Below are 24,664 nucleotides of genomic sequence, written 5' to 3'. Positions count from 1 at the left end.
CGAGCCAGAGAAGCCCTGCCGTGCGCGGCGGGGCTTCTCTCCGTCACCCTCGGGGCCTCGTGCTCACCGCAGCCTCGGACACGTCCTCAGCCGGCGCCTCGCCGAACCGGGCCAGGGCCAGCGCTCCCGCCACGGCCACCGCGAAACCGGTGACCGCCAGCCAGCCGAGGCCGTCGCGCGTACGGTCCCCGAGCCAGATGACCCCCACCAGCGCGGGCCCGATCGTCTCGCCCAGCACCATGCCGGCCGTGGCCGTCGTCACCGAACCGCGTTGCAGCGCCGAGGTGAGCAGCAGGAACGCCGAACCGCCGCCCACCAGCAGTGCGTACACGGCGGGGTTGGTGACGAGCGCGGAGGGCGACACGTCGTCGATCAGCCGGACGGCGACCTCCACAACCCCGAAGCCGCAGCCCGCGCCGAGCCCCAGAACCAGCGCGCGCGCCCGCTCGGGCAGCCGCCCGGCCGCGGTGCCCAGCAGCAGAATGCCGACCGCGATGCCGAGCATCGACCAGCGCAGCGCGTCCGAGCCGGTCAGATGGCCCTCGCCGCCGGAGGCGAGCCCCAGCATGCCCAGGCCCGCGCAGACCACGGCGACGGCCGTCCACTCGGTGGTGCTCAGCCGCACCTGGAGCAGGCGGGCGGCGACGACCGCGGTCACGGCGAGGCTCGCGGCCAGGGCCGCGCCCACCGCATAGATGGGCAGGGAGCGCAGGGCGATGATCTGGAACACGAAGCCGAGGCCGTCGAGCGCGAGCCCGGCCACGTAACGCCACTGGCGTAGGGCCCGCAGCAGCAGCGCCGGATCCACCCCCGCACCGGCCCCCGGCTCGGCGGCGGCCCGCGCGGCGACGGCCTGAAGGACGGAGGCCGTGCCGAAGCAGACCGCGGAACCGAGCGCGCAGATCATCCCCAGGAGCACACGGGGACTCTACTGGGGACGGCGCGGGCGCCCCGGACCCGGACCGGACCCGGACCCGAGGGCCGCCCCCCGGTGGTCAGCCCTCGGAGGCCGGCCCCCGGCGATCAGCCGCGCAGCACCTCGCGCAGCTGCTCCAGCCCCCAGTCCAGGTCCTCCTTGCTGATCACCAGCGGCGGGGCGATCCGGATCGTCGAACCATGGGTGTCCTTCACCAGTACCCGCCGGTCCATCAGCTTCTCCGAGATCTCCCGTCCCGTGCCGCGGCCCGGGTCGATGTCGACACCCGCCCACAGCCCGCGGCCCCGCACCGCCTCCACCGCGCCGCCGCCCACCAGCAGCCCCAGCTCCTGATGGAGGTGCTCGCCCAGCTCCGCGGCCCGCTGCTGGTACTCGCCGGTGCGCAGCATCGCGATGACCTCCAGCGCGACAGCGCACGCCAGCGGATTGCCGCCGAACGTCGAGCCGTGCTCCCCGGGCCGGTAGATCCCCAGCACCGCCGCGGACGAAACCACCGCCGACACCGGCACCACACCTCCGCCCAGCGCCTTGCCCAGCACATACATGTCGGGCACGACACCCTCGTGCTCACAGGCGAACGTCTTCCCGGTCCGGCCGAGGCCCGACTGGATCTCGTCCGCGATGAACAGCACGTTCCGCTCGCGGGTCAGCTCCCGGACCCCGGGGAGATAGCCGGGCGGCGGCACCAGCACCCCGGCCTCGCCCTGGATCGGCTCGAGCAGCACCGCCACGGTGTTCTCGGTCATCGCCTCCCGCAGCGCGGTCAGGTCCCCGTACGGCACGATCTCGAACCCCGGGGTGTACGGACCGAAGTCCGCGCGGGCCTCGTGGTCCGTGGAGAAGCTGACGATCGTCGTCGTCCGGCCGTGGAAGTTGTCGGCGGCGACGATGATCTTCGCCATCCCGTCCGGGACGCCCTTGACCCGGTAACCCCACTTGCGGGCCGTCTTCACGGCGGTCTCCACGGCCTCCGCCCCGGTGTTCATCGGCAGGACCATCTCCATGCCGCACAGCTCGGCGAGCTGCGTACAGAAGTCGGCGAACCGGTCGTGGTGGAACGCCCGTGAGGTGAGGGTCACCCGCTCCAGCTGCGCCTTGGCGGCGTCGATCAGACGGCGGTTGCCGTGGCCGAAGTTGAGCGCCGAGTAACCGGCGAGCATGTCGAGGTAGCGCCGGCCCTCGACGTCGGTCATCCAGGCGCCGTCCGCCGTGGCGACGACGACGGGCAGCGGATGGTAGTTGTGCGCACTGTGCGCCTCGGCGGAGGCGATGGCGTTTTCCGTGGTCGACACGGGGTCTCCGTTCGTCGTGCGGCGTGGGCTGGGGTCGTGCCCACTTTGTATCGTCGGTCGGATCGCCCACGAGGAAACCTTCACTTCGCGGCGCGCCCGCGTTTTCCGCTGCGCCACGTGCCCTCGGGCCGTCGTAGGGCCCTGTCCGGAGTCCTCACGCCTTTCTTACACCGGCTGCCCGAGATCGGTTCCGTACCTGAGACAATGACTCCATGGCCTCTGAACGTCCCCGTGTGCTCTCCGGAATCCAGCCCACCGCAGGCTCGTTCCACCTCGGCAACTACCTCGGCGCGGTCCGCCAGTGGGTGGCTCTCCAGGATTCCCACGACGCCTTCTACATGGTGGTCGACCTGCACGCGATCACCGTCCCGCAGGACCCCGCGGAGCTGCGCGCCAACACCCGGCTCGCCGTCGCCCAGCTGCTCGCCGCCGGGGTGGACCCGGAGCGCTGCACGCTCTTCGTCCAGAGCCACGTTCCCGAGCACGCCCAGCTCGGGTGGGTCATGAACTGCCTGGCCGGATTCGGTGAGGCGTCCCGGATGACGCAGTTCAAGGACAAGTCCGCCAAGCAGGGCACCGACCGCACCACGGTGGGACTCTTCACCTATCCGCTGCTGATGGTCGCCGACATCCTGCTCTACCAGGCCGACCAGGTCCCGGTGGGAGAGGACCAGCGCCAGCACCTGGAGCTGACCCGCAATCTCGCCGAGCGGTTCAACGGCACCTACGGGGACACCTTCACCGTGCCGGACCCGTACATCCTCAAGGAGACGGCGAAGATCTACGACCTGCAGGACCCGTCCGCGAAGATGAGCAAGTCGGCGGCGACCACCAAGGGCCTGATCAACCTCCTCGACGAGCCGAAGACGACGGCCAAGAAGGTGAAGAGCGCGGTCACGGACACCGACACCGTGATCCGATTCGACCAGGTCGAGAAGCCGGGCGTCAGCAATCTGCTGTCCATCTACTCCACCCTCACCGACACGTCGGTCGCCGACCTGGAGCAGAAGTACGAGGGCAAGGGCTACGGTGCGCTGAAGACCGACCTCGCCGAGGTCATGGTCGATTTCGTCACACCGTTCCGCACCCGCACCCAGGAATATCTCGACGACACGGAGACGCTGGACTCCATCCTGGCCAAGGGAGCGGAGAAGGCACGGGCCGTCGCCGCCGAGACCCTGGCGCAAACCTATGACCGGATGGGCCTTCTGCCGGTCAAGCACTGAGTCCAAGGACCCTGGCGTCAGGACCTCCACAGGCGGCACACTGGCGGCGTAAAGCTTGTGGCCGTCAGTGGCTGAAAACAGACCATCGAGGATTGAGGAGAACGACGTGGGGACCGTAACGCTCGGCGTTTCGATCGCGGTCCCGGAGCCCTACGGCAGCCTGCTCCAAGAGCGGCGCGCGAGCTTCGGGGACCCTGCCGCACACGGCATTCCCACCCACGTCACCCTCCTGCCGCCGACCGAGGCGGAGGCGGCCGATCTGCCCGCGGTCGAGGCGCACCTCGCCGCGATCGCGACCGGCGGCCGTCCCTTCCCGATGCGACTGTCCGGCACGGGAACCTTCCGCCCGCTCTCCCCGGTCGTCTTCGTCCAGGTCGTCGAGGGCGCCTCGGCCTGCTCCTGGCTCCAGAAGCGGGTCCGGGACGCCTCCGGGCCGCTGGTGCGCGAGCTCCAGTTCCCGTACCACCCGCACGTGACCGTGGCGCACGGCATCTCCGAAGCGGCGATGGACCGGGCGTACGCGGAGCTCGGCGACTACGAGGCGTCCTGGACCTGCGGTTCCTTCGCCCTGTACGAGCAGGGTGAGGACAGCGTCTGGCGCAAGATCAACGAGTTCCCGTTCGGAGCGGGCGGCGGCAGCCCCGCCGTACCCGCACAGAGCGGCAGCTCCGTGGACGCGCCCTCGCTCCACGGCTGAGGAGCCCGCGGGCCCCGCACCCGCACGCCACCCCTCGCTCCACGGCTGAGGACTCCACGAGCCCCGCACCGCGCCACCCCCTCGCTCCACAGCTGAGCGGGCCGGGCGGGCGGCTGTTCTCCGCCTCAGACCGGCAGGCGCCGGAACAGCGGCCGCGGCACATGCCGCAGCGCCGACATCACCGCCCGCAGCGCCCCCGGCACCCACACCGTCTCCGAACGCCGCCGCAGCCCCGTCACGATCGCTTCCGCGACCGCGTCCGGCGTGGTCACGAGCGGGGTCCGGGTGAACGGGATCATCGCGAGTGGCGCCCCGGCCGCCGCGGCGCCGGACCCGGCCGGCACGGTCGCCGGCCGGACGAGCCCGGGGCGTACGACCATCACGTGCACGCCCGTCCCGTGCAGGGCGTCCCCGAGCCCCTGCGCGAACGCGTCCAGGCCCGCCTTGCTCGACCCGTAGATGAAGTCCGCGCGCCGGGCGCGCTCCCCTGCCACCGAGGAGAGCACCACCAGTGAGCCATGGCCCTGCGCCTGGAGTGCGCCGGCGCACACCAGGCCGGCGGAGACGGCTCCTGTGTAGTTCGTCTGGGCGACCCTGACCGCGGCGAGCGGCTCCTCCTCGTCACGCTCCTGGTCGCCGGGGATACCGAAGGCGAGGAGCACCATGTCGATGTCGCCCTCGGTGAAGATCTTGCCGAGGCCGGTCTCGTGGGACTCGGTGTCCAGTGCGTCGAAGTCGACGGTACGGACGTAGGCGCCCCGGCCGCGCAGTTCGGCCGCGGCCGACTCCAGGGCGGGGGAGGGGCGTCCGGCCAGCCAGACCGTGCGGGTGCGGCGGGCGATCAGACGGCGGGCGGTGGCGAGCCCGATCTCCGATGTGCCGCCGAGGATGAGCAGGGACTGCGGGGCACCGAAGGCATCCTTCACGAGAACGCTCCTTAAGGGCGGGTGGCGGGTGGCGGAAGACAGACCGCGAAGGCGGAAGGCGGAAGTGAAGGCTGAAGACGGACGGCGGAAGAGGGGCGCGCTGCCGGCGTGGTGGTGGTCGCGCCGTCAGAGGGAGAGCCGGCGCGACAGATCCGACCGGAATGCCCCGTTCGGGTCCAACTCGGCTCGGAGCTGCCGGAATGCGTCCAGCCGCGGGTACATCGCGGCCAGCGTGTCGGGGCGCAGCCGGGAGTCGGCCGTCAGACAGACCCGGCCGCCCGCTGCCGCCACCTCCCCGTCCAGGCGGTCGAGGAAACGGGCCAGTCCCGGCAGGGCCGCGGGCAGGTCGAGGGCGAGGCTCCAGCCGGGTTCCGGGAAGGACAGCCAGCCGGGATCGCCGGGCCCGAACCGCTTGAGTACGGCGAGGAACGAAGGGCAGCGCCGCTGCGAGACCTGTCCGACGATCCGGCGCAGTGTCTCCGCCCGTCTGTCCCCGACGGCGAACTCGTAGTGCACGAAGCCGCTCCGGCCGCGGATCCCGTGCACGTGCGGCGTGGTGTCCAGGGGGTGGAAGAACGTGGAGATGCGCTGGAGTTCACCGGTGCGGGACCGGGGCGCGCGGCGGTAGCGGAGCTCGTTGAACGCGGCGGCGGACATGCGGCCGAGCAGCCCGCCGGGCACGAGATCCGGTACGAGGGAGTGTGCGGGGGGCAGGGGAGCGGAGCGGAAGAGCAACGGTGTGCGCCGGGCGTGCGCCGGGAGCATGTGAAGGGGCGCGTGCTCCCCCTGGGTCAGGACGCCGCGCCCCGTCGACCGGCCGCGGGCGGTCAGGTCGACCCAGGCCGACGCATAGCGGTGGCGGCGGCTGCCGGTGGCGAGCCTCGTCATCAAGTCGTCCAGATCGAGGGCCCGTTCGGTATCGACCGACATCAGAGACGTCACGACGGGATGGAACCGCAGCGTGGCCGAGAGGATCACCCCGGTCAGGCCCAGGCCACCCGCGGTCGCGTCGAAGAGCGGAGTGCCGGGGCGGACCGTACGGACCCCGCCGTCCGCGGTGAGGAGTTCGAACTCCGTGACGTGGCGGGAGAAGGAGCCGGCCATGCGGTGGTTGTGACCGTGGACGTCGGAGCCGATCGCCCCGCCCACCGTGATGTACCGGCTGCCGGGTGTCACCGGCAGGAACCAGCCCAGCGGCAGCAGCACCTCCAGCAGCCGGTGCAGGCTCACGCCCGCGTCGCACACCACGACGCCGGTGCCCACGTCGATGGTGCGGATCCGGTCGAGCGCCGTCATGTCGAGGACGGAGCCCCCGGCGTTCTGCGCCGCGTCGCCGTGGGACCGGCCCAGGCCGCGGGCGATCGAGCCGCGCGGCCCGCAGCCGCGCACCGCGGCGACGGCCTCCTCGTAACTACGGGGGTGAAAGCGCAGCGCGGTCGTCGGGGCGGTACGGCCCCAGCCGGTCAGGGACACGGTGTCGACAGACATGAGGGTGACCGTATCGCCCGAGAAAACACCTTTGAGGGATTTGTTACAACACTCACCGAAATGGGTGATTGAAAGGGTGTCATCTCCCCCGCGGCGGACCGGACGCCGGTTTTCGGTGCCCGGGAGGGTAGTCGTACGTTATGGACTGGCTGAAAAAACTCCCCCTCATCGGGCCGCTCGTCTCCCGGCTGATGGAGACGCACGCCTGGCGCAGCTACGAAACCCTGGACCGGGTGCACTGGGCCAGGCTCGCTGCGGCGATCACGTTCATCAGCTTTCTCGCCCTCTTCCCGCTGATCGCGGTCGGCGCGGCGATCGGCGCGGCGCTGCTCTCCGACAAGCAGCTGGACAAGATCGAGGACAAGATCGCCGAGCAGGTGCCCGGCATCTCCGATCAGCTCGGCATCGACAACCTGGTGGCCCATGCGGGGACCGTCGGGCTGGTGGCCGGTGCGCTGCTGCTCTTCACCGGCGTCGGCTGGATCGGCTCGATGCGGGACTGTCTGCGCGCGGTCTGGGAGATGGACGATCTGGACCAGGGCAATCCGGTCCTGCGCAAACTCAAGGACGCCGGGGTGCTGTTCGGGCTGGGCGGCGCGTCCCTGGTCACCCTGGCGATCTCCTCGGTGGGCTCCGTGGCCGTCGGCCGGGTCGCCGATCTGCTCAACATTCCGGAGGGCGGCGCGGGCGGTGTGCTGCTGCGCATCGCGGCCCTGGTGGTGGCGGTGATCGCCGACTTCCTGCTGCTGCTCTATCTGCTGACCCTGCTGCCCGGTGTCGAGCCGCCGCGGCACCGGCTCGTGGTCGCCGCGCTGATCGGCGCGGTCGGGTTCGAGCTGCTCAAGCTGCTGCTCGGCAGCTATATGAAGGGCGTCGCCTCGAAGAGCATGTACGGAGCCTTCGGCGTGCCGATCGCGTTGCTGCTGTGGATCAACTTCACGGCGAAGCTGCTGCTGTTCTGTGCCGCCTGGACGGCCACGCGGAGCAAGGGCGACGCCGTCCCGGCGGCGGACGCGGAACAGGACTCCGCGTCCGCTGCCGGAAAGGAGACCGGCGGCAGCACCCTCAGCGGCGGGGGAGGCGGCGCACCAGGTCAGGCAGCGGCCAGCGCCGGTTGACCAGGAACGCCGCCCCGGCCAGCAGTACCAGCACGCCGCCGACGATGCCCAGGGCGATCCCGGCCCCGCTCGTGCCGTCGGCGGCCGCGACGGTCTTCGCGGCCCCGGGGCCGTTCCCGCCCTTGGCCGCGGCAGGCTTGTCGGCCTGGGAACCCTTGCCCGTACCCGTCCCGGTTCCGGTCTCGGCGGACTTCGGCGGAACGAGTTCGCCGACCGGGGTGACCTTGCCGCTCGCGGCGAAGCCCCAGTCGAGCAGGCTCGCCGCTTCCTTGTAGACGGCGTGCGTCTCGTTGGAGGACGGGTTCATGACGGTGACGAGCAGCACCTTGCCGTTGCGCTCGGCGACTCCGGTGAAGGTGTTCCCGGCGTGCGTCGTGTAGCCGTTCTTGACGCCCGCGATGCCCTTGTACGGGGTGACACCGTCGGCCCCGGTGAGCAGCCGGTTGGTGTTCTGGATGCCGAAGCTCTCGCGCTCCTTGCCCTTCTTCTGCTCACCCGGGAACTGCGCCGTGGCGGTCGAGCAGTACTCGCGGAAGTCCGCCTTCTGCAGCCCGCTGCGGGCGAACAGCGTGAGGTCGTACGCGCTGGAGACCTGGTTGGGGGCGTCGTAGCCGTCGGGCGACACCACCGTCGTGTCCAGGGCCTGGAGCTCGTCCGCGTGCGTCTGCATGTCGGCGACGGTCTTGGGGACGCCCCCGTACATCGAGGCCAGCACGTGCACCGCGTCGTTGCCCGAACGCAGGAAGACCCCGAGCCACAGGTCGTGCACCGTGTAGCTGAGGTCTTCCTTGACGCCGACCAGGCTGCTGCCCTCGCCGAGATCGGCGAGGTCCTCGTCCTTGACCGTGTACTCAAGGGTCTTGGGCGTGAGCGTCGGCGCCTGGATCACCGTGTCGGCGAAGAGCATCTTCAGCGTGGAGGCCGGAGGCAGCCGCCAGTGCGGATTGTGCGAGGCGAGCACGTCGCCGGTCTCCGCGTCCGAGACCATCCAGGACCTGCCGGTCAGGTCCTTCGGCAGGACCGGGGCGCCGGCGCCGAGGTTGACCTGGGTCCCGCTCCGGCCGAGCTGTACGCCGCCGACCTGTGACATGCCGGCGGGTGGCTTCGGCTCGTCGTCCGTGGTGTCCTGACTGACCGCCGAAGCGGGGCTGACGAGGAAAACGGACAGCAAAGCGGCAGAGGTGACCGACAGCGCGGCCTTCTTGAGAGCTGACACGGTCGAAAACGTACATGCAGTTGATCTGAATATGGATACCGGAGGTATGACCCGCCGCGTGTACCGCCGGGACAGCCCACCCCGGGCGGAGCGGCCGGAGCGTGGCGGAGATACTGAATCCATGAAGCTCAGCCGCCCCGTCTCCTGGTTCCTGCTCGCTTTCGGGGTGTGGAGCTGGTTCATTTGGGTCACTTTCGTAAAAAATCTATGGAAAGACGGCAGCGGTCTCGCCTTCGACGACGCGGGTGACCCGACTGCCTACTTCTGGGTGCATCTACTGCTCGCCATCACGTCCTTTCTCCTGGGGACGGCAGTGGGAGTGATCGGGTTCCGTGGCGTCAGGGCCCTGCGCAGCCAGGACTCTTAGCACGTCGACTTCCGGCCGAGGCTGGATGCGGACAAACAAGACGAACAGGGCGGGGGTGCGACGTGGCGGTCATGGGATTCGCTCTGCTGGCGGCCGCGGTGCTCGGGCTGCTGGCCGTCGTGCACCGCTATGTGTGGCGCCGCTTCGTCGGTGACACGACGACAGCAGGCAGCCCCTGGCGCCGGGCCGGCACGGTTGCGGCGTACGTCCTGCCGTTGCTGAGCGTCGGCGCCCTGGTCTCCGGGCGTACGGGGGCCCCCTTCTGGCTCCAGCAGGTGCTGGCCTGGCCCGGTTATCTCTGGCTGGCCGCCCTCCTCTATCTGACGCTCGCCCTGCTGGCCGGCGAGGCGGTACGGCCGCTGCTGCGCCGGCTGCTCGCCCACCGGGCCGCGGGTGCGCCGGAAGCGGCGGCAACGGAGACGGCCGCACCCTCAGTGGTGGGGGAGGCGGCGCCCGCCGAACCGGTCACCGCCGCACACACGTCCACCCTCACGACCGCAGTCCCGCCGACCGCAGTCCCGGTTACCGCGCCGCCGGCCCCCGCCTCCGCCCCCGCCGCCCCTTCGCGCCGTCTCTTCGTCGCGCGGGCCGTCGGGGGCGCCGCCGCTGCCGCCGGGCTCGGTACGACGGGCTACGGCGCCTACGGGGTGCTGCGCGGCCCCCGCGTCAAGCGCGTCACCGTCCCGCTGGCCAGACTGCCCCGGTCCGCCCACGGCTTCCGGATCGCCGTCGTCAGCGACATCCACCTGGGCCCGGTCCTGGGCCGGGCTCACACCCAGCGGATCGTCGACACGGTCAACCGGACGCAGCCCGACCTGATCGCGGTCGTCGGGGACCTGGTCGACGGATCGGTCGCCGATCTCGGCCCGGCCGCCGAGCCGCTCGCGCGGCTCCGCTCCCGGCACGGCGCGTTCTTTGTCACCGGCAACCACGAGTACTACTCGGGGGCCGCCGAATGGGTTGATCATGTAAGGGAATTGGGCCTTCACCCGCTGGAGAACTCCCGGGTCGAGATCGACGGCTTCGATCTCGCCGGAGTCAATGACATCGCGGGTGAGAGCGAAGGGCAGGGCCCCGATTTCGGCCGGGCGCTCGGCGGCCGGGACCCCGGCCGTGCCGCCGTCCTCATGGCCCATCAGCCCGTCGTCATCGACGAGGCCGTCGAGCACGGCGTGGACCTGCAGCTCTCCGGGCACACCCATGGCGGCCAGCTCTGGCCGGGCAACTACATCGCGGAACTGTCCAATCCCACGGTCGCGGGGCTCGAACGCTACGGCGACACCCAGCTGTACGTCACGCGTGGCGCGGGTGCCTGGGGTCCGCCCGTGCGGGTCGGGGCGCCCTCAGACATCACCGTCGTCGAGCTCGCGTCCCGCCAGGCGTAATCGCCCACTGCTCACAATCCCCGCCGAACGCCTCCGAAATGCCCGTTCGGGTGACCGGTGATGAACCCTCTGTATTCGACCTATCGACCCAAGGTTTCAACTAACGAACAAAAGGCTATGAGCCTCCGATTTCCTCTTCCAGATGTGAAAACCGTGTGATTGGCTGAGCGCGAACGTGCGGTGATCTGCGTATCTGAGCGCGACGCCGAGGTGGGGCTGGTAAGGGAGTGCACGGCAATGCGGTCGATCCGGCTACGGATTCTCGCGATTCTCGCGGTATTGGTCATCGCAGGCGTCGGCGCCTGGCAGTTGCTCCCCTCGGATGAGGGGAAGAGTGATCCGGTCACGGTCGGCACGACCGACGAGGTGACCTCGCTCGACCCGGCGGGCGCGTACGACGCGGGTTCGTGGGCGATGTACAGCAACGTCTACCAGTCCCTCATGACGTTCAAGTCCGGGGCGATCGTCCCCGAGCCGGACGCCGCCGAGAGCTGCGGCTTCATCGGCGGGAAGCTGCAGACGTACCAGTGCAAGCTCCGTGACGACGTGACCTTCTCCGACGGTGAGGAGATCACCGCCGAGGACGTCAAGTACTCCTTCGACCGCATGATGGAGATCAAGACGGACGTCGGTCCCTCCGTCCTGTTCCCCAGTCTGAAGAACGTGGTGGCCGAGGGCCGGACCGTCACCTTCAATCTCTCCGCGCGTGACGCGACCTTCCCGCAGAAGCTCGCCACCGGTGCGGGCTCGATCGTCGAGAAGGGCTCCTACTCGGAGCACAAGCTGCGGACCGACAACAAGGTCACCGGGTCCGGGCCGTACGTACTGAAGTCGTACGAGCCGGGTGTCTCCGCGGAGCTCGTGCCGAATGCGAACTACAAGGGCGCGCTGAAGAGCACCGGTGGTCCGGTCACCGTGCGCTACTACAAGCAGTCGGACGAACTCCTGGCGGCCTGGAAGGCCGGTCAGGTCGATGTCACGCACCGTCAGCTCCCGTCGTCCACGCTCGCCGAGCTGGACACCGGTTCCGTCGACCAGCGCGTGACGGAAGCCGACAGTGCCGAGATCCGCAACCTGGTCTTCAACGTCCGCAAGAGCTCACCGCTCGCCGACAAGCAGGTCCGCCAGGCCATCGCGGCGCTCATCGACCGCGCGCCGCTGGTGACGGACGTCTTCAAGAGCACCGTCGAACCGCTCTACTCGCTGATCCCGCAGGGCTACATCGGGCACAGCACCCCCTTCTTCGACGCGTACCCCGCGCCCGACCCCGAGCGCGCCAGGGAACTGATGGGGAAGGCGGGTGTCCAGCTTCCGCTGCACATCAACTTCGCCTATCGCGACGATGCCGAGTACACGAAGGAGTCCGCGGAGATCCGTCGCCAGCTGGAGGCGGACGGGCTGTTCAAGGTCACGATGAAGGCTGTGGAGTGGCAGACCTTCCAGAAGGGGTACGCGGCCGGTGAGTACGACATGTACACCCTCGGCTGGCTCCCCGACTACCCCGACCCCGACACCTTCAGCCAGCCGCTCGTCGGCCGCGACAGCAGCCTTCACAACGGCTACACCAGCAAGAAGATGGACCAGCTGATCAGCTCCACGCTGCAGTACAGCGATCGCAGCCGCACCTCGGCCGACTTCAAGGAACTCCAGAAGCTGGTCGGCGAGGACGTGCCGCTCGTGCCGCTGTGGCAGAAGAAGGACTACGTCCTCGCCAAGCCCGACATCTCCGGATCGCAGTACCTCTCCGACGGCACCGGCATCTGGCGGCTGTGGGAGCTGGGCTGGATCTGATCCGGCACCGGTGCACGACACCGAGCGGCCGTTCCGGGATCGGATCCCGGGACGGCCGCTCGGTCGTTTCCGCCGCTGCCCGGCCGTCGTTACCTGGCCGCCGCCCGGCCCGTCGCTCCGGGCAGGAACTCCTCCAGCACCTCGTAGACCTGGCGCACGAGCGGCCGCAGTACCCGGAACCGGGACAGGGCGATGGCCCGCGCGACGATCGGGGCAGTGCGCTCGACGAGGCGGCGGCTGCGTTCGGCGTCGTCCGTCCGGTCGTAGACCCAGTACAGCACCAGGCCCATCTGGTTCAGCCACATCAGCTGGGGCAGCAGCTCGGCCAGTTCGGGGTCGATCCTGGTGCCGGAACCCGCCAGACAGCGCTCGTGGATGGAGATCGCCGCCTCACGCGCGGCGACCGAGTCCTGCGAGAACGGGCTGAGCGGGCTTTCGGGGTCCGCGGCGTTCTTGAAGAACTGGGCGGCGAAGCGGTGGTAGGGCTCCGCCACGTCCAGCCAGCAGAGCAGGACCCCGCGGATGCGTACCGCGAGGTCCTTGTCGCCGGCCAGGACCTGCTGCACCGCCGCTTCGTGCTCGGCGGCGATCCGGTCGTAGAAACCCTGGACGAGATGTTCCTTGGACGAGAAGTAGTAGTACGCGTTCCCTACGGAGACGCCGGCCTCCTGGGCGATGGCCCGCATCGTCGTCTTGTCGTAGCCGCGTTCGGCGAAGAGCCGGAGCGCGGTTTCGAGGATGAGTGTGCGGGTCTGCTCGCTCTTGGGAGCCTTGACTTCCTTCACGTCGTTCTCTTCCTTCACCACGGTCCCGAGGGTATCCGGACCGGCTACGTTCTCGGGCCGGGGCCCTGTACCCGGCACTCCCCGCCCGCACCTTGGCCACCGTCCGTGCGGCACGGCTCGGCCGTCAGGGAGCGGTACTTGGCGGCGGCGAGGACGGTCGCCCGGGCGAACGGCCGGCCGGCCGGGGTGGTCAGCCAGTGGGCCGTCGGCCGGTACCCGTCCAGCGCCCAGAGGCAGACGATCCACGCGGAGGTGGAGCGGTAGATCTGCCCCCGGTCACCGATCACCGTGATCTCCTCCAGCGTCCCGGAGTGGTCGAGGCCGGGAAAGCGGCGGTGCGCCTCCGCGGAGTCAGCCGGCACCAGGTCGAGCGGGACCAGCTGACGCCGGCTCATCAGCCACTGGCGCAGGTGGACGCAGAGCGAGCACTGTGCGTCGTAGAGCACGGTGAGCCGTTCGACGGACAGCCGCCGCCCATCGGTGCGGGTCGTCATGGCCGGTCCTCACGCCCTGGGGGCGTGCGCGGCCCACGGTCCCTGCCCCGGGCCCGGACCCATCCAGCCCTGCGGCGCGACGGGCGGGGTCTGCTCGCGTTCCATCAGGCCCCGGCGACGGATCTTGTTGAGTACGTAGACGTTGCCCAGGTGCATGACCCCGAGGACGAGCAGGACGACGCCGACCTTGACCGACAGTGCCTCGAAGAGCTGCCGGGCGTCGGCGACACCGTCGGAGTTCTTCAGGTAGAGCGTCACGAACCCCAGGTTGACCAGGTAGAAGCCCACCACCAGCAGGTGGTTGACGGCGTCTGCGAGCTTCTCGTTCCCGTGCAGCACATCGGCGAGGAAGACCTTGCCGTTGCGGCTGAGCGTGCGGGCCACCCAGATGGTGAGCGCCACGCTGATGAGCAGATAGATGACGTACGCGACAACAGTGAGGTCCATGCCCCACCCTCCCTTGAACGCGTTCAAATGCTGTTGTCATGGACTGTAGACCCATCTTTGAACATGTTCAAGCCGCGGCTTCGGTGGCGGCCGTCACGCTCTTCGCGGGCGGCCTGAAGTTCCGTACGCCCGGTACGGCCGCGGTGGCCAGGCAGGCCGCACCGACCATCAGCCCGGCCACGGCCAGCGGGACTTCGGCGCCCCACGCGGAAGCGGCGAGCGGGGCCAGGGTGTAGCCCAGCGGCATCGCGCCGAGCGAGAGCAGCCAGTCGTACGAGGTCACCCGGGCGAGCGCGTGCGCGGGGACGGCGGACTGGACGGCGGTCTCCCAGACCGGGTTGAGGAAGCCGAGTCCGGCAAGTGCGATCCCGTACGCGACGACGGCCACGGCGACGGGGGCGTGTGCGGCCAGCAGGCAGAGCGGGAGCGCGTAGAAGGCGAGGCCGAGGTTGGCGATCAGGACCGGGCGGCGCGGCCGGGCGCGGCCGGCCACCAGCGATCCGAGCAGCAGGCCGACGGCTCCGGTCTGGAGGAAGGCCACCCAGGCGCCCTTGCCGCCCAGGTCGCGGAGGAAGAGTGCCGGGCCCACCGTCATCAGGACGGCGGCCGCACCGTTCCAGACGGCGTGGGCGATCAGGCTGGTCCAGTACCAGTCGCGGCTTCGGACCTCGCCCCAGCCCTCCTTGAGGTCGGCGATCAGTGAGCGCCGCGGGATGGGGACGTGCCGGACGTCGATGGCGGCCAGCAGTGCGGCGCTCACCGCGAAGCTCGCGCCGTCCAGGACGAAGGCCCAGCCCGACCCCGCGGTGAACACCAGCGCCCCGGCGACGGCCGGGCCGCCGATCCGGGTCGCGCTGCCGGCCACGGCCATCAGGGCGTTGGCGCGCAGCAGTCCGGACTCCGGTACGGTGCCGCGGATCAGCGGCGCGACGGTGGGCATCGAGAAGGCTCCGGCGGCGCCGCCGATCGCCTCGGCCACGGCGATCTGCCACAACGCGGGTGTTCCGGAGAGCAGTTCGGCACCGACGAAGAGCTGGGTGACGCACCGTACGAGGTCGGTGGTCAGGGCGATCGTGCGGGCGTTGAAGCGGTCGCCGACCACGCCGCCGAGTGGCAGCAGGAGCAGCTTCGGGACCATCGCGCAGGCGAGCACCAGGGCGAGGTCGCCGGTCGAGCCGGTGGCCAGATAGACGGCGATGCCGAGTGCGGCGGGAATCGCGGCGTCACCGAGCAGCGAGAGGCTGCGTCCGACGAAGAGCAGGCGGAAGGACCGGGTGCGTAAGGGGTGAGGCATGGGCGGGAATCTATTTCGTCACCGAACTATTCGTCAACGAAATATCAACTTCCGAAACATGGGAGGGTCCGGCGTAGGCTGTGGCTCATGCAGCAACGCGACTGGACCGACGGCCACGTGGAGCGATGGAAGCCGGTACTTCCCGACCTCGACCCCGATGTCGAGGGCGCGGTGACGCGGATGAAGAAGCTCTCCGTCCATCTGCGCCGGGTGCGTGAGCAGTCCCTGGTCGACTTCGACCTGGACCGCCAGGAGTTCGACACGCTGCACAAGCTCGCCGGCCGCGGCGGCAAGGCGGCCCCCTCCGAGCTCGCCGCCGACCTCGACCTCGCGCCCGCCTCCGTCACCGGCCGTCTGGACGCCCTGGAGCGCCGCGGATTCGTCCGCCGCAAGCCCTCCACCACCGACCGGCGGCGCGTCGATGTGGAGCTGACGGACGAGGGCCGCGCGACCTGGCTCGGCGCGATGGACATCCTCGGCCACGAGGAGTACCGGCTGCTGGGCGTGCTCGACAAGGACGAACGCACGCTGTTCAACGACATGTTGCGGCGCGTCATGGTGGTCGCGGAGCACAAGGGCGGCGCGGACTGGGACTGACGGGAGAGGAAGCGCACCGGCCCTGCGAGACAGTGGCACCGGCCTCGCGAGGAGGTGCAGGGCCCCGCCTCGCCGGCCCGCCGCACCGGCCCGGCTCACCGGCCCGTCAGGCGCCGTCCTCGGCCCCCTTGCGGTCCTCGGCCCCCTCAGAGCTCTCGGCTTCCTTACGAGGCCGGGCCGTCCCCTCGGCCGCGTGCCGCGCCGGTTCGGCACGGAGCTCGTCCGGGCCGAGGGCCAGCGCCCCTGACCAGCTGGAAATCCGCGACGGGCGTCCCGTCCCCCAGGACGACGTTCCGGCCGCGGGCCCGGGTGGATTCGGCGAAGTCGCACATCAGCGCGGTCACTTCGCGGAGCCAGTCCGGATCCAGGGGCAGGATGGTGACGGAATGCCGGAGCGCGGCCATGGTCTCCCGCCCCTTCGAGTGTTCCCGGGCCCGTTCGCCCGGGGAGCCCGACCGTACCGCCGGGCAGTCCTCGTACGGCAAGAGGCCCCGTCCTCCGCATTGTTCCTGCGGAGGACGGGGCCTCTGGTGCGCTCGGGGAGTCCCGGCGATCCCGTGGGATCAGAAGCGACGCGTGATCAGCGCGCGCTTGACCTCCTGGATCGCCTTCGTGACCTCGATGCCACGCGGGCAGGCGTCCGTGCAGTTGAAGGTGGTGCGGCAACGCCACACACCGTCACGGTCGTTGAGGATCTCCAGGCGCTGCTCGCCGCCCTCGTCACGCGAGTCGAAGATGAAGCGGTGCGCGTTGACGATCGCCGCCGGGCCGAAGTACTGGCCGTCGTTCCAGAACACCGGGCACGAGGACGTGCACGCGGCGCACAGGATGCACTTGGTGGTGTCGTCGAAGCGCTCGCGGTCCTCGGGGGACTGCAGACGCTCGCGGGTCGGCTCGTTCCCCTTGGTGATGAGGAAGGGCATGACGTCGCGGAAGGCCTGGAAGAACGGGTCCATGTCGACCACGAGGTCCTTGAGGACCGTGAGGCCCTTGATGGCCTCGACCGTGATCGGCTTCTCCGGGTTCAGGTCCTTGATCAGCGTCTTGCAGGCCAGCCGGTTCTTGCCGTTGATCCGCATCGCGTCGGAACCGCAGATGCCGTGCGCGCACGAGCGGCGGAACGTCAGCGTGCCGTCGGTCTCCCACTTGATCTTGTGAAGGGCGTCGAGCACACGCTCCTTCGGGTCGATCTCGATCTGGAAGTCCTGCCACTGGGCCTCGTCGGAGACCTCCGGGTTGAACCGGCGGATCCGGAAGGTCGCCGTGATGTACGGCGAGTCGGCGAAACCGGCCTCGGGCTCGGGAGCCTTGTCGGCCTTTTCCAAGGTGGGGGTAGCCATCAGTACTTACGCTCCATCGGCTGGTAGCGGGTCTGGACGACCGGCTTGTAGTCCAGCCGGATCGACTCGGTGCCGTCCTCGGCGACCTCGCGGTACGCCATGGTGTGGCGCATGAAGTTGACGTCGTCGCGGTTCGGGTAGTCCTCGCGGTAGTGACCGCCGCGGGACTCCTTGCGCGCCAGCGCCGAAGTCGCCATGACCTCGGCAAGGTCGAGCAGGTTGCCCAGCTCGATGGCCTCCAGCAGGTCCGTGTTGAACCGCTTGCCCTTGTCCTGGATGGACACGTTGAGGTAGCGCTCGCGCAGCTCGGCGATCTTGTCGACCGCGGTCTTGATCGTCTGCTCGGTGCGGAACACCATCACGTTGGCGTCCATGCACTCCTGCAGCTCCAGGCGGATCACCGAGACGCGCTCGGTGCCCGTGGAGGTGCGCAGCCGCTCGACCTGGTCGATGACCTGCTGCGCCGGGTTCTCGGGAAGCCCGACGTAGTCGTTCTTCGCGGAGTACTCGGCGGCGGCGATGCCCGACCGGCGTCCGAAGACGTTGATGTCGAGCAGCGAGTTCGTACCGAGGCGGTTGGCGCCGTGCACGGAGACACAGGCGACCTCGCCGGCGGCGTACAGGCCCGGGACGACGGTGGTGTTGTCGGCCAGCACCTCACCCTGGAGGTTGGTCGGGATGCCGCCCATGGCGTAGTGCGCGGTCGGCTGGATCGGGATCGGGTCCGTGTAGGGCTCGATGCCGAGGTACGTACGCGCGAACTCCGTGATGTCCGGGAGCTTGGCGTCCAGCTGCTCCGGCGGCAGGTGCGTCAGGTCCAGGTAGACGTGGTCGCCGGCCGGACCGCAGCCGCGGCCCTCACGGATCTCCGTGTAGATGGAGCGGGACACGACGTCACGGGACGCGAGGTCCTTCATGACGGGCGCGTACTTCTCCATGAAGCGCTCGCCGTCCTTGTTGCGGAGGATGCCGCCCTCACCGCGGGCGCCCTCCGTCAGCAGGATGCCCATGCGCCAGATGCCCGTCGGGTGGAACTGGAAGAACTCCATGTCTTCCAGCGGCAGACCGCGGCGGTAGCAGGCGGCCTGGCCGTCACCGGTCAGGGTGTGCGCGTTCGACGTCACCTTGAAGAACTTGCCGGTGCCGCCCGAGGCATAGATGACCGACTTCGCCTGGAAGACGTGAATCTCGCCGGTGGCCAGCTCGTAGGCGACGACGCCGGCGGACTTCTTGACGCCGTCCTCCTCGACGACCAGCTGGTCCAGGACGTAGAACTCGTTGAAGAACTCCACGCCCTCCTTGACGCAGTTCTGGTACAGCGTCTGGAGGATCATGTGGCCGGTGCGGTCGCCCGAGTAGCAGGCGCGGCGGACCGGGGCCTCACCGTGGTTGCGGGAGTGACCGCCGAACCGGCGCTGGTCGATCTTGCCCTCGGGCGTGCGGCCGAACGGCAGGCCCATCTTCTCCAGGTCGAGAACGGCGTCGATGGCCTCCTTCGCCAGGATCTCGGCGGCGTCCTGGTCGACCAGGTAGTCGCCGCCCTTGATCGTGTCGAAGGTGTGCCACTCCCAGTTGTCCTCCTCCACGTTGGCGAGCGCGGCGGCCATGCCGCCCTGCGCCGCGCCCGTGTGGGAGCGGGTGGGATAGAGCTTGGTCAGCACGGCGGTGCGGCTGCGCTTCGTCGACTCGATGGCCGCGCGCATGCCGGCGCCGCCGGCGCCGACGATGACGGTGTCGTACTTGTGGATCTGCATGGTTTACCTCTGGTCCTTCGGGCCCGGCGTCTAGCGGATGTTCGGGTCGAAGGTGAAGATCACCAGCGTGCCCAGCAGGACGGTGAACACCGTGGCGGTGTACAGCAGCATCTTCAGCCAGAAGCGGGTGTTGTCCCGTTCGGCGTAGTCGTTGATGACCGTACGGAGACCGTTGGCGCCGTGGAGCATGGCGAGCCACAGCATCGCCAGGTCCCACATCTGCCAGAACGGCGAGGCCCAGCGGCCCGCCACGAAGGCGAAGCCGATCTTGGAGACGCCGCCGTCCAGCACCAGCTGGATCAGCAGGTGGCCGATGACGAGGACGACCAGCACGATGCCCGACAGGCGCATGAAGAGCCAGGCGTACATCTCGAAGTTGGTGCGCGAGCCCTTGGGGGTCTTGCCGGTCCGCTTGCGCGGCGGCTCGATCACGGGCGCCGGGTTGTCGACGTCGTACAGGGCAGCGCCCTCGACGTCGCCGATCGCGGAAGTCTCGGTGGACATTGGCCTCAGCTCCCGAATACTTCGCGTACGGCGTGGCCGAGGACGGGGTACAGGGCCCCGACCATCAGCACGATCCAGATACCCAGTACGGCCCAGAGCATCTGCTTCTGAACGCGCGGGCCCTTGGCCCAGAAGTCCACGGCGACGATGCGCAGACCGTTCAGCGCGTGGAAGAGAATCGCGGCCACCAGGCCGTATTCGAGGAGCGCGACGATCGGCGTCTTGTACGTGGACACGACGTCGTCGTATGCCTCGGGGGAGACGCGGACGAGTGCGGTGTCCAGGACATGTACGAACAGGAAGAAGAAAATGAGGACACCGGTGACTCGATGAGCCACCCAGGACCACATGCCTTCCCGGCCGCGGTACAGCGTTCCAGCCGGCACGGAAGAACCCTCCGGGAGCGGGGATTGGGGTCGGCCGGCTTGACTGTCGGTCTGACCCGGCCGGGTACGGTCCACCGGCCCCGGCCATCGTAGCGACGGATTGTCGGTTCGATCGCGCGGGGGCCTCTGGTGTGATCAAAGTGGCAATGAATCAGGCACGGACGGGCTATGGACAGGCGCCGACAGGCCTGTTTGCCCGCCTGTGGCGGGGAATCGGCACACCGGGGCTCGCCGCCAACCCGTTACTGACTCGATACCAGCTCGATGATGCGTCCCCGGGCGAGTCGCCGCATCTCGTCCGCCGTGACCACCCGCTCGTGTTCGGGTTCGTGCCCCAGCCGGGCCCGGATGGCGGCCAGCACCTGGTCGGGGTGCTCGGCGGGCCGGACGTCGTCCAGGCAGATCACGAAGACATGACCGAATCTGCATTCGTACGCGGCGTGCGCGGCGGCCAGCGCGAGATGGGCGGAGTGCGGCGCGTCCGGGGGCAGCCCAGGGGAGACCTCGACGGCGAGCGCCTCGGTGCGGTCGGTGGGGGAGAGGTCGTAGCCCGCCTCGTCGGCGGCGGCGAGCAGCGCGTCCAGGTCCGGGTACGGACGGTGGCCGGCCAGCCGCTGCGCCCAGCGGCGGCTGCCGTAGCACTCCAGCAGGGCGGCCTCGGCCTCGGCGACGGGCGCCGCGTTGAACCGGCGCAGGCAGTAGGGGCCGAAAGAGCTGCGGCCGGGCACGGATCCACGGTTCTGTACGGGCACCGCGGCCCGCCGGGCGGAAGGCTGCGGCTGCTCGGGGAGGCCGGCGTGGGACTCGCTGGACCTGGACAGCGTGGGCTCCTCGAATCAACGGCATCTGTGAACCTGGAGTGGGGAGGGACCGAAGAGACCAGGTGGATGCAGGGTGAAGGGAGAGACGAATGTGCCTCAAAGCTAGCGACGCTGGGCAACGGCCGTCCGACGGATGCGCGAATTTCACCCGGACGGGAGAGTTTCGGGATGCCTGAGGGACGAATGAGCGAGGAGAATGCCCGGCTATCTTCCATATCCGCCCTGTTTTCTCCCCCCATCTGCTCTCTTTCCCCCTGAAACCGGAGGTTTCTGACCGATGGCACCCTCACGCGGCGTCCTCATGGCCGTGACGGCGGTGGCCGCGGCGACCGTCACCGTCGCCGCCTGCGACAGCTCCGGCACCGAACACCGGAACGGCTCCGAGACGTCCCCCTCGTCGTCACCGTCCGCGTCCCCCACACCGTCCCCCACTCGGAGCTACCCGCTCTCGAAAGCACCCCGCACCATTCCCTCCGTACGGGAGCACACCCCCGCGCGCGGCCCCGGCTGGCAGCCGGGGAAGAGCAGCGCAGTGGTGATCGGAAAGGGCGACAAGGCGCTCGCCGACGAGGGGAAGCTGCTCGCCGGCGAGCTGAGGATCAGTTACCGGGGCGAGGCCCAGGCCCGTGCGGGCGACGTGGAACTGGCCCTGAACCCGAAGGACGGCGGCGGGCCCGAGTCGTACTCCCTGCGGACCCACGACGGACGTGTCACGATCAGCGGACCCGCCGAGGCAGGCGTCTTCTACGGCACCCGCACCCTCAAGCAGTCCGTGCGCGCCGACGGCACCATGCCCGAGGGCGAGGTGCGCGACCGCCCCGACCGTCCGCAGCGCGGACTCAACCTCGACATCGCGCGCAAGCACTACAGCGCCGGCTGGATCGAGGACCGGCTGCGCGGCATGGCCGACATCAAGCTCAACCAGCTCGGCCTGCACTTCTCCGACGACCAGGCCTTCCGCATCGAGTCCGACACCCACCCCGAGGTCGTGTCGCCCGAGCACCTGACCAAGGCCGAGGTGCGGCGCATCGTCGCCCTGGCCGGCCGGCTGCACATCGAGGTCGTCCCCGAGATCGACTCGCCGGGCCACCTCGGGGCGGTCCTGCTCGCCCACCCCGAGCTCCAGCTGCGCAACGTCTCGGGCGTGCCCTCGAAGGGATCGCTCGACATCTCGAAGCCGGGCGCGGCGAAGCTCGTCGACGAGCTCCTCGGCGAGTACACCGAACTGTTCGGCGGCGCCTACTGGCATCTGGGCGCCGACGAGTACCAGGCACTCACGGTGCGTGATCCCGCCGCCTCGTACCCGCAGCTGCAGCGCGAGGCCGTGAAGAAGTACGGGGCGCAGGCCGGCATCGAGGACCTCGCCACCGGCTGGCTCAACGACCGGGCGGCGGTGGTCCGGCCGCACGGCATGAAGCCCAAGGCGTGGAACGACGGGCTCTTCCGCGACAGCACCGTCCGGGCCGACAAGGACATCGAGATCGAGTACTGGACAGGCAAGGAGTATGGCGCCCGGCCGCCGGAGGACTACCTGCGCGAGGGGTTCAAGATGCTGAACCTCAACGACGAGTTCCTCTATTACGTGCTCGGCCAGCCCAACGCCTTCGTCTATCCCACGGGCAAGCGCATCTACGAGCAGTGGACCCCCCTCGTCCTGCGCGGCACGACGCCGGTCCCGGCGCGCTACTCCGGTCAGATCCTCGGCGGCCGGTTCGCCGTCTGGGGCGATTTCCCGAACGCCCAGACCGCGGAGCAGGTGGCGCAGGGCATCCGGATGCCGTTGCGGGCGACGTCCCAGAAGCTGTGGGACCCGGACAAACCGAAGCTCAGCTGGGACGGCTTCAAGGCGCTGGCGACGGAGATCGACCGGGGCTGAGCCGCGGGCCGCCTGAACCCCGTGGACAGCGCGGCGCGCGGAAGCTACCTTCCGCTTGCCGCGTGGTCCGGGGAGGGACGCGCGCTCCATGCGTAGGCGTCCGAATCCTGGGGGGTTCCACTTTCATGCTCTGCTCGCTCTGCGGTACGAGACCTGCCGGCACGTCCGACGGGCGGTGCACGGTGTGCGCCGCCTTTCGCCGTTCACGGGCGGGCGGGCTGATGCCGACGCCGACGGGACCGCAGACCACGCGTCTCCTGCGGTCACCGGTCGGGCTCGGCAAGGCGGTGTGCGTGCTGCTCGGCTCGGTCGTCGTGGCGGACGTGCTGTCGCTCGGCGCCGGTTTCCACGCGTGGCAGGTGCTCAGCGAGGGGATGGCCGACGACTTCCTGACGTACGACGAAGCGGTCGGGGACCGCGCCGACATGTTGTACCAGGCCGCCGGATCGCTGCAGCTGCTGACCTTCCTGGCCACCGTCGTCGTCTTCCTCATCTGGTTCCGCCGGGTGCGGCTCAACGCGGAGGCGTTCGACGCGTACGCCCACTCGATGCGGCCCGGCTGGGCGATCGGCGCCTGGTTCGTACCCATCGGAGTGCTCTGGCTGCCTCACCGCGTCGCGAGCGGCATCTGGACCGCGAGCTCCCCGGGCGGCAGCAACCGGCCCCCGGCCCCGCGCCGGCTGCTGCACGCCTGGTGGGCGGCGTTGCTCTGCTCGGGAATCGTCTCCCGGTACACCGGGCAGGTCTACTCGGACGCCGAGGAGGCGGACGAGATCCTGAACGCCATCGACCAGGTCATGGCCGCCGACGCGCTCGACATCGTCGCCGCCGTGCTGGCGATCCTGTTCGTGCGCCGGCTGACCGCGATGCAGGGCGAGCGGGCGGCGCAGGGGCCCGCTCCCGACGCCTCGCCGATCCCGGCGGACCGGGCCGACTGGGGCCGGGCGCACTGACGACCTGGTGCGAGCCGGACGACGGCAGGACTGAGCGGCGGTAATCAGACGGTACGAGTGACGATTTTCGGCCATACGGCGCTGAAGGCGATAAGACGACGCGCTGCCTCCCCGTACGTCCGTGTACGGGGAGGCCGACGGGAGACGCCGATGAGCCTGCTCGAACTGATCGCCGCCGCTGATGCCCGGGGGCTCGCCGCGAGCGGGGCCGCCTGCCTCGACCGGTGCCTGCCGCAGCCCGCCGCGGGGACCGAACCGGACCCGTTGCGCCCGCTCTGGGCCGGCTGCGCCGACCCGCGCGACTGGCCGGACCGGCTGGCCGAGGCGCGGGCGGCGCTGGACGCCCTGCCCGATCCGCCGGAGACCGCCCTGCGCATCCGGACCCTGCTCGGCGAGGCGCCCGCGGACCGGTCGGTTGAGGAACTGCGCACCTGGGCGGGCGCGTGCTCGGTGCTGGCCCTCGACATCCACTGCGGGCACGACACCGTACGCGCCGACGCCACGGAACTGGTCGGGCGCTGCCGGGCAGGGGATCCGGAAGGGGCGGGGCCGCTGCTGTCCGGGGAGACCGCCCGGCAGGTCCGGATCCTGGAGATGCTCGCGGAGATCGGGGACGCCGCCCCCACCGGCGCGGGGCTGCGCCAGGTGATGGACCTGTCGACCGAGGGCCAGCGGGTCCTGCGCGCCGCCGCCTCGCGACGGGCCCGGGTGCGCGGCTGACGCGGTACCGGTCCGGCTCCGGTGCGGGGTTGTGTCTCGGTGCCGCGCACGACGACGGGCCGGACCATGGCGTGGATCCGGCCCGGAGCACTTCCGTACATCGCCCTCGGCCGGCCTGCGATCCGGCCTCCCCGATGTAGCCGTGCGCTGGAGAGCAGCGTGGCCCCGGTGTTGCTCGGCCTGGCCGTGGTGCTCGGCGTTCTCCGCCCCCTCCCCGCCCGCCTGGAGCGGATGGCCGGAGGACCTGCAT

At 70.0% G+C, this 24,664-nt stretch carries 24 protein-coding genes; 10 read left to right on the top strand and 14 right to left on the bottom strand.

Going from position 1 to position 24,664, the window contains the following annotated elements; genetic code table 11:
• Window positions 1-43: 43 nt before the first annotated feature.
• Both ACIOEW_RS11175 and rocD read right to left on the bottom strand, forming a co-directional pair.
• A complete protein-coding gene (locus ACIOEW_RS11175; RefSeq protein ID WP_401963850.1) occupies window positions 44-907 on the bottom strand; it encodes a hypothetical protein in 864 nt (287 codons plus the stop codon).
• A gap of 116 nt (window positions 908-1,023) precedes the next feature.
• Window positions 1,024-2,229: an ornithine--oxo-acid transaminase gene (gene rocD, locus ACIOEW_RS11170; protein WP_401963334.1), complete on the bottom strand. Its 1,206-nt coding sequence runs from the start codon at window positions 2,227-2,229 to the stop codon at window positions 1,024-1,026.
• A 212-nt stretch (window positions 2,230-2,441) separates the two neighbouring features.
• On the opposite strand from rocD, the gene trpS reads away from it, so the two are divergent.
• Window positions 2,442-3,455 (top strand): tryptophan--tRNA ligase, encoded by a 1,014-nt coding sequence (gene trpS, locus ACIOEW_RS11165; RefSeq protein ID WP_401963332.1) that lies wholly within the window; start codon window positions 2,442-2,444, stop codon window positions 3,453-3,455.
• Window positions 3,456-3,561: 106 nt separating this feature from the next.
• Window positions 3,562-4,152 carry a 2'-5' RNA ligase family protein gene (locus ACIOEW_RS11160; RefSeq protein ID WP_362546216.1) on the top strand — a complete coding sequence of 197 codons (591 nt, stop codon included), beginning with the start codon at window positions 3,562-3,564 and terminating at the stop codon, window positions 4,150-4,152.
• Window positions 4,153-4,277: 125 nt separating this feature from the next.
• On the opposite strand, the gene ACIOEW_RS11155 is transcribed toward ACIOEW_RS11160, so the two are convergent.
• On the bottom strand, window positions 4,278-5,078 hold the full coding sequence (locus ACIOEW_RS11155; RefSeq protein ID WP_401963330.1) for a decaprenylphospho-beta-D-erythro-pentofuranosid-2-ulose 2-reductase: 801 nt from the start codon (window positions 5,076-5,078) through the stop codon (window positions 4,278-4,280).
• Window positions 5,079-5,204: 126 nt separating this feature from the next.
• Complete coding sequence (locus tag ACIOEW_RS11150; protein ID WP_401963328.1) at window positions 5,205-6,566, bottom strand: FAD-binding protein; 1,362 nt, start codon at window positions 6,564-6,566, stop codon at window positions 5,205-5,207.
• A 140-nt stretch (window positions 6,567-6,706) separates the two neighbouring features.
• Between ACIOEW_RS11150 and ACIOEW_RS11145 the strand changes: the two genes are divergently transcribed.
• On the top strand, window positions 6,707-7,684 hold the full coding sequence (locus ACIOEW_RS11145) for a YihY/virulence factor BrkB family protein (protein WP_401963327.1): 978 nt from the start codon (window positions 6,707-6,709) through the stop codon (window positions 7,682-7,684).
• On the opposite strand, the gene ACIOEW_RS11140 is transcribed toward ACIOEW_RS11145, so the two are convergent.
• Window positions 7,632-8,900 carry a D-alanyl-D-alanine carboxypeptidase family protein gene (locus tag ACIOEW_RS11140; RefSeq protein WP_401963325.1) on the bottom strand — a complete coding sequence of 423 codons (1,269 nt, stop codon included), beginning with the start codon at window positions 8,898-8,900 and terminating at the stop codon, window positions 7,632-7,634. The genes ACIOEW_RS11145 and ACIOEW_RS11140 overlap by 53 nt on opposite strands.
• 121 nt (window positions 8,901-9,021) lie before the next feature.
• On the opposite strand from ACIOEW_RS11140, the gene ACIOEW_RS11135 reads away from it, so the two are divergent.
• The 3 genes from ACIOEW_RS11135 to ACIOEW_RS11125 all read left to right on the top strand — a co-directional run bounded on the left by ACIOEW_RS11135 (window position 9,022) and on the right by ACIOEW_RS11125 (window position 12,443).
• A complete protein-coding gene (locus ACIOEW_RS11135) occupies window positions 9,022-9,267 on the top strand; it encodes an SCO4848 family membrane protein (RefSeq protein ID WP_362546231.1) in 246 nt (81 codons plus the stop codon).
• Between the two features lie 71 nt (window positions 9,268-9,338).
• On the top strand, window positions 9,339-10,652 hold the full coding sequence (locus tag ACIOEW_RS11130) for a metallophosphoesterase (protein ID WP_401963323.1): 1,314 nt from the start codon (window positions 9,339-9,341) through the stop codon (window positions 10,650-10,652).
• Window positions 10,653-10,889: 237 nt separating this feature from the next.
• Window positions 10,890-12,443, top strand: a complete 1,554-nt coding sequence (locus tag ACIOEW_RS11125; protein ID WP_362546594.1) for an ABC transporter substrate-binding protein — start codon at window positions 10,890-10,892, stop codon at window positions 12,441-12,443.
• An 89-nt stretch (window positions 12,444-12,532) separates the two neighbouring features.
• On the opposite strand, the gene ACIOEW_RS11120 is transcribed toward ACIOEW_RS11125, so the two are convergent.
• The 4 genes from ACIOEW_RS11120 to ACIOEW_RS11105 form a co-directional block, all read right to left on the bottom strand.
• On the bottom strand, window positions 12,533-13,249 hold the full coding sequence (locus tag ACIOEW_RS11120) for a TetR family transcriptional regulator (protein WP_362546233.1): 717 nt from the start codon (window positions 13,247-13,249) through the stop codon (window positions 12,533-12,535).
• Between the two features lie 23 nt (window positions 13,250-13,272).
• A complete protein-coding gene (locus ACIOEW_RS11115) occupies window positions 13,273-13,722 on the bottom strand; it encodes a thiol-disulfide oxidoreductase DCC family protein (protein ID WP_401963320.1) in 450 nt (149 codons plus the stop codon).
• 9 nt (window positions 13,723-13,731) lie between these two features.
• Window positions 13,732-14,169: a hypothetical protein gene (locus tag ACIOEW_RS11110; RefSeq protein ID WP_401963318.1), complete on the bottom strand. Its 438-nt coding sequence runs from the start codon at window positions 14,167-14,169 to the stop codon at window positions 13,732-13,734.
• 67 nt (window positions 14,170-14,236) lie between these two features.
• Window positions 14,237-15,463 (bottom strand): MFS transporter, encoded by a 1,227-nt coding sequence (locus ACIOEW_RS11105; protein ID WP_401963316.1) that lies wholly within the window; start codon window positions 15,461-15,463, stop codon window positions 14,237-14,239.
• 87 nt (window positions 15,464-15,550) lie between these two features.
• Here ACIOEW_RS11105 and ACIOEW_RS11100 point away from each other — a divergent pair, with 87 nt between their 5' ends.
• Window positions 15,551-16,060, top strand: coding sequence for a MarR family winged helix-turn-helix transcriptional regulator (locus tag ACIOEW_RS11100; RefSeq protein WP_401963314.1), 510 nt, complete (start codon window positions 15,551-15,553; stop codon window positions 16,058-16,060).
• Between the two features lie 563 nt (window positions 16,061-16,623).
• Here the strand turns inward: ACIOEW_RS11100 and ACIOEW_RS11095 are convergent.
• The 5 genes from ACIOEW_RS11095 to ACIOEW_RS11075 form a co-directional block, all read right to left on the bottom strand.
• On the bottom strand, window positions 16,624-17,400 hold the full coding sequence (locus ACIOEW_RS11095) for a succinate dehydrogenase iron-sulfur subunit (RefSeq protein WP_401963312.1): 777 nt from the start codon (window positions 17,398-17,400) through the stop codon (window positions 16,624-16,626).
• Entirely contained in the window at window positions 17,400-19,154 is a 1,755-nt protein-coding gene (sdhA, locus tag ACIOEW_RS11090) for a succinate dehydrogenase flavoprotein subunit (RefSeq protein WP_401963311.1), read from the bottom strand. Before sdhA ends, ACIOEW_RS11095 begins: the two co-directional genes overlap by 1 nt.
• A 30-nt stretch (window positions 19,155-19,184) precedes the next feature.
• On the bottom strand, window positions 19,185-19,658 hold the full coding sequence (locus ACIOEW_RS11085) for a succinate dehydrogenase hydrophobic membrane anchor subunit (RefSeq protein WP_351001051.1): 474 nt from the start codon (window positions 19,656-19,658) through the stop codon (window positions 19,185-19,187).
• Window positions 19,659-19,663: 5 nt separating this feature from the next.
• Window positions 19,664-20,044, bottom strand: a complete 381-nt coding sequence (sdhC, locus tag ACIOEW_RS11080; protein ID WP_026249405.1) for a succinate dehydrogenase, cytochrome b556 subunit — start codon at window positions 20,042-20,044, stop codon at window positions 19,664-19,666.
• A 242-nt stretch (window positions 20,045-20,286) separates the two neighbouring features.
• The gene (locus tag ACIOEW_RS11075; RefSeq protein ID WP_401963310.1) at window positions 20,287-20,796 is read right to left on the bottom strand and encodes a 2-oxo-4-hydroxy-4-carboxy-5-ureidoimidazoline decarboxylase; all 510 of its coding nucleotides are present in this window, start codon (window positions 20,794-20,796) and stop codon (window positions 20,287-20,289) included.
• Between the two features lie 346 nt (window positions 20,797-21,142).
• Between ACIOEW_RS11075 and ACIOEW_RS11070 the strand changes: the two genes are divergently transcribed.
• From ACIOEW_RS11070 to ACIOEW_RS11060, 3 genes are all read left to right on the top strand, one after another.
• On the top strand, window positions 21,143-22,741 hold the full coding sequence (locus tag ACIOEW_RS11070; protein ID WP_401963309.1) for a glycoside hydrolase family 20 protein: 1,599 nt from the start codon (window positions 21,143-21,145) through the stop codon (window positions 22,739-22,741).
• A 221-nt stretch (window positions 22,742-22,962) separates the two neighbouring features.
• Window positions 22,963-23,694 (top strand): DUF4328 domain-containing protein, encoded by a 732-nt coding sequence (locus ACIOEW_RS11065; protein WP_362546262.1) that lies wholly within the window; start codon window positions 22,963-22,965, stop codon window positions 23,692-23,694.
• Window positions 23,695-23,844: 150 nt separating this feature from the next.
• Window positions 23,845-24,414, top strand: coding sequence for a hypothetical protein (locus ACIOEW_RS11060; protein ID WP_401963308.1), 570 nt, complete (start codon window positions 23,845-23,847; stop codon window positions 24,412-24,414).
• Window positions 24,415-24,664 lie beyond the last annotated feature (250 nt).

The sequence above is a fragment of the Streptomyces sp. NPDC087901 genome (genome assembly GCF_044742205.1).
Taxonomy (GTDB): domain Bacteria; phylum Actinomycetota; class Actinomycetes; order Streptomycetales; family Streptomycetaceae; genus Streptomyces.
The sequence above is the reverse complement of the archived record's forward strand: the minus strand, read 5'-3'. Positions and strand labels throughout refer to the sequence as shown.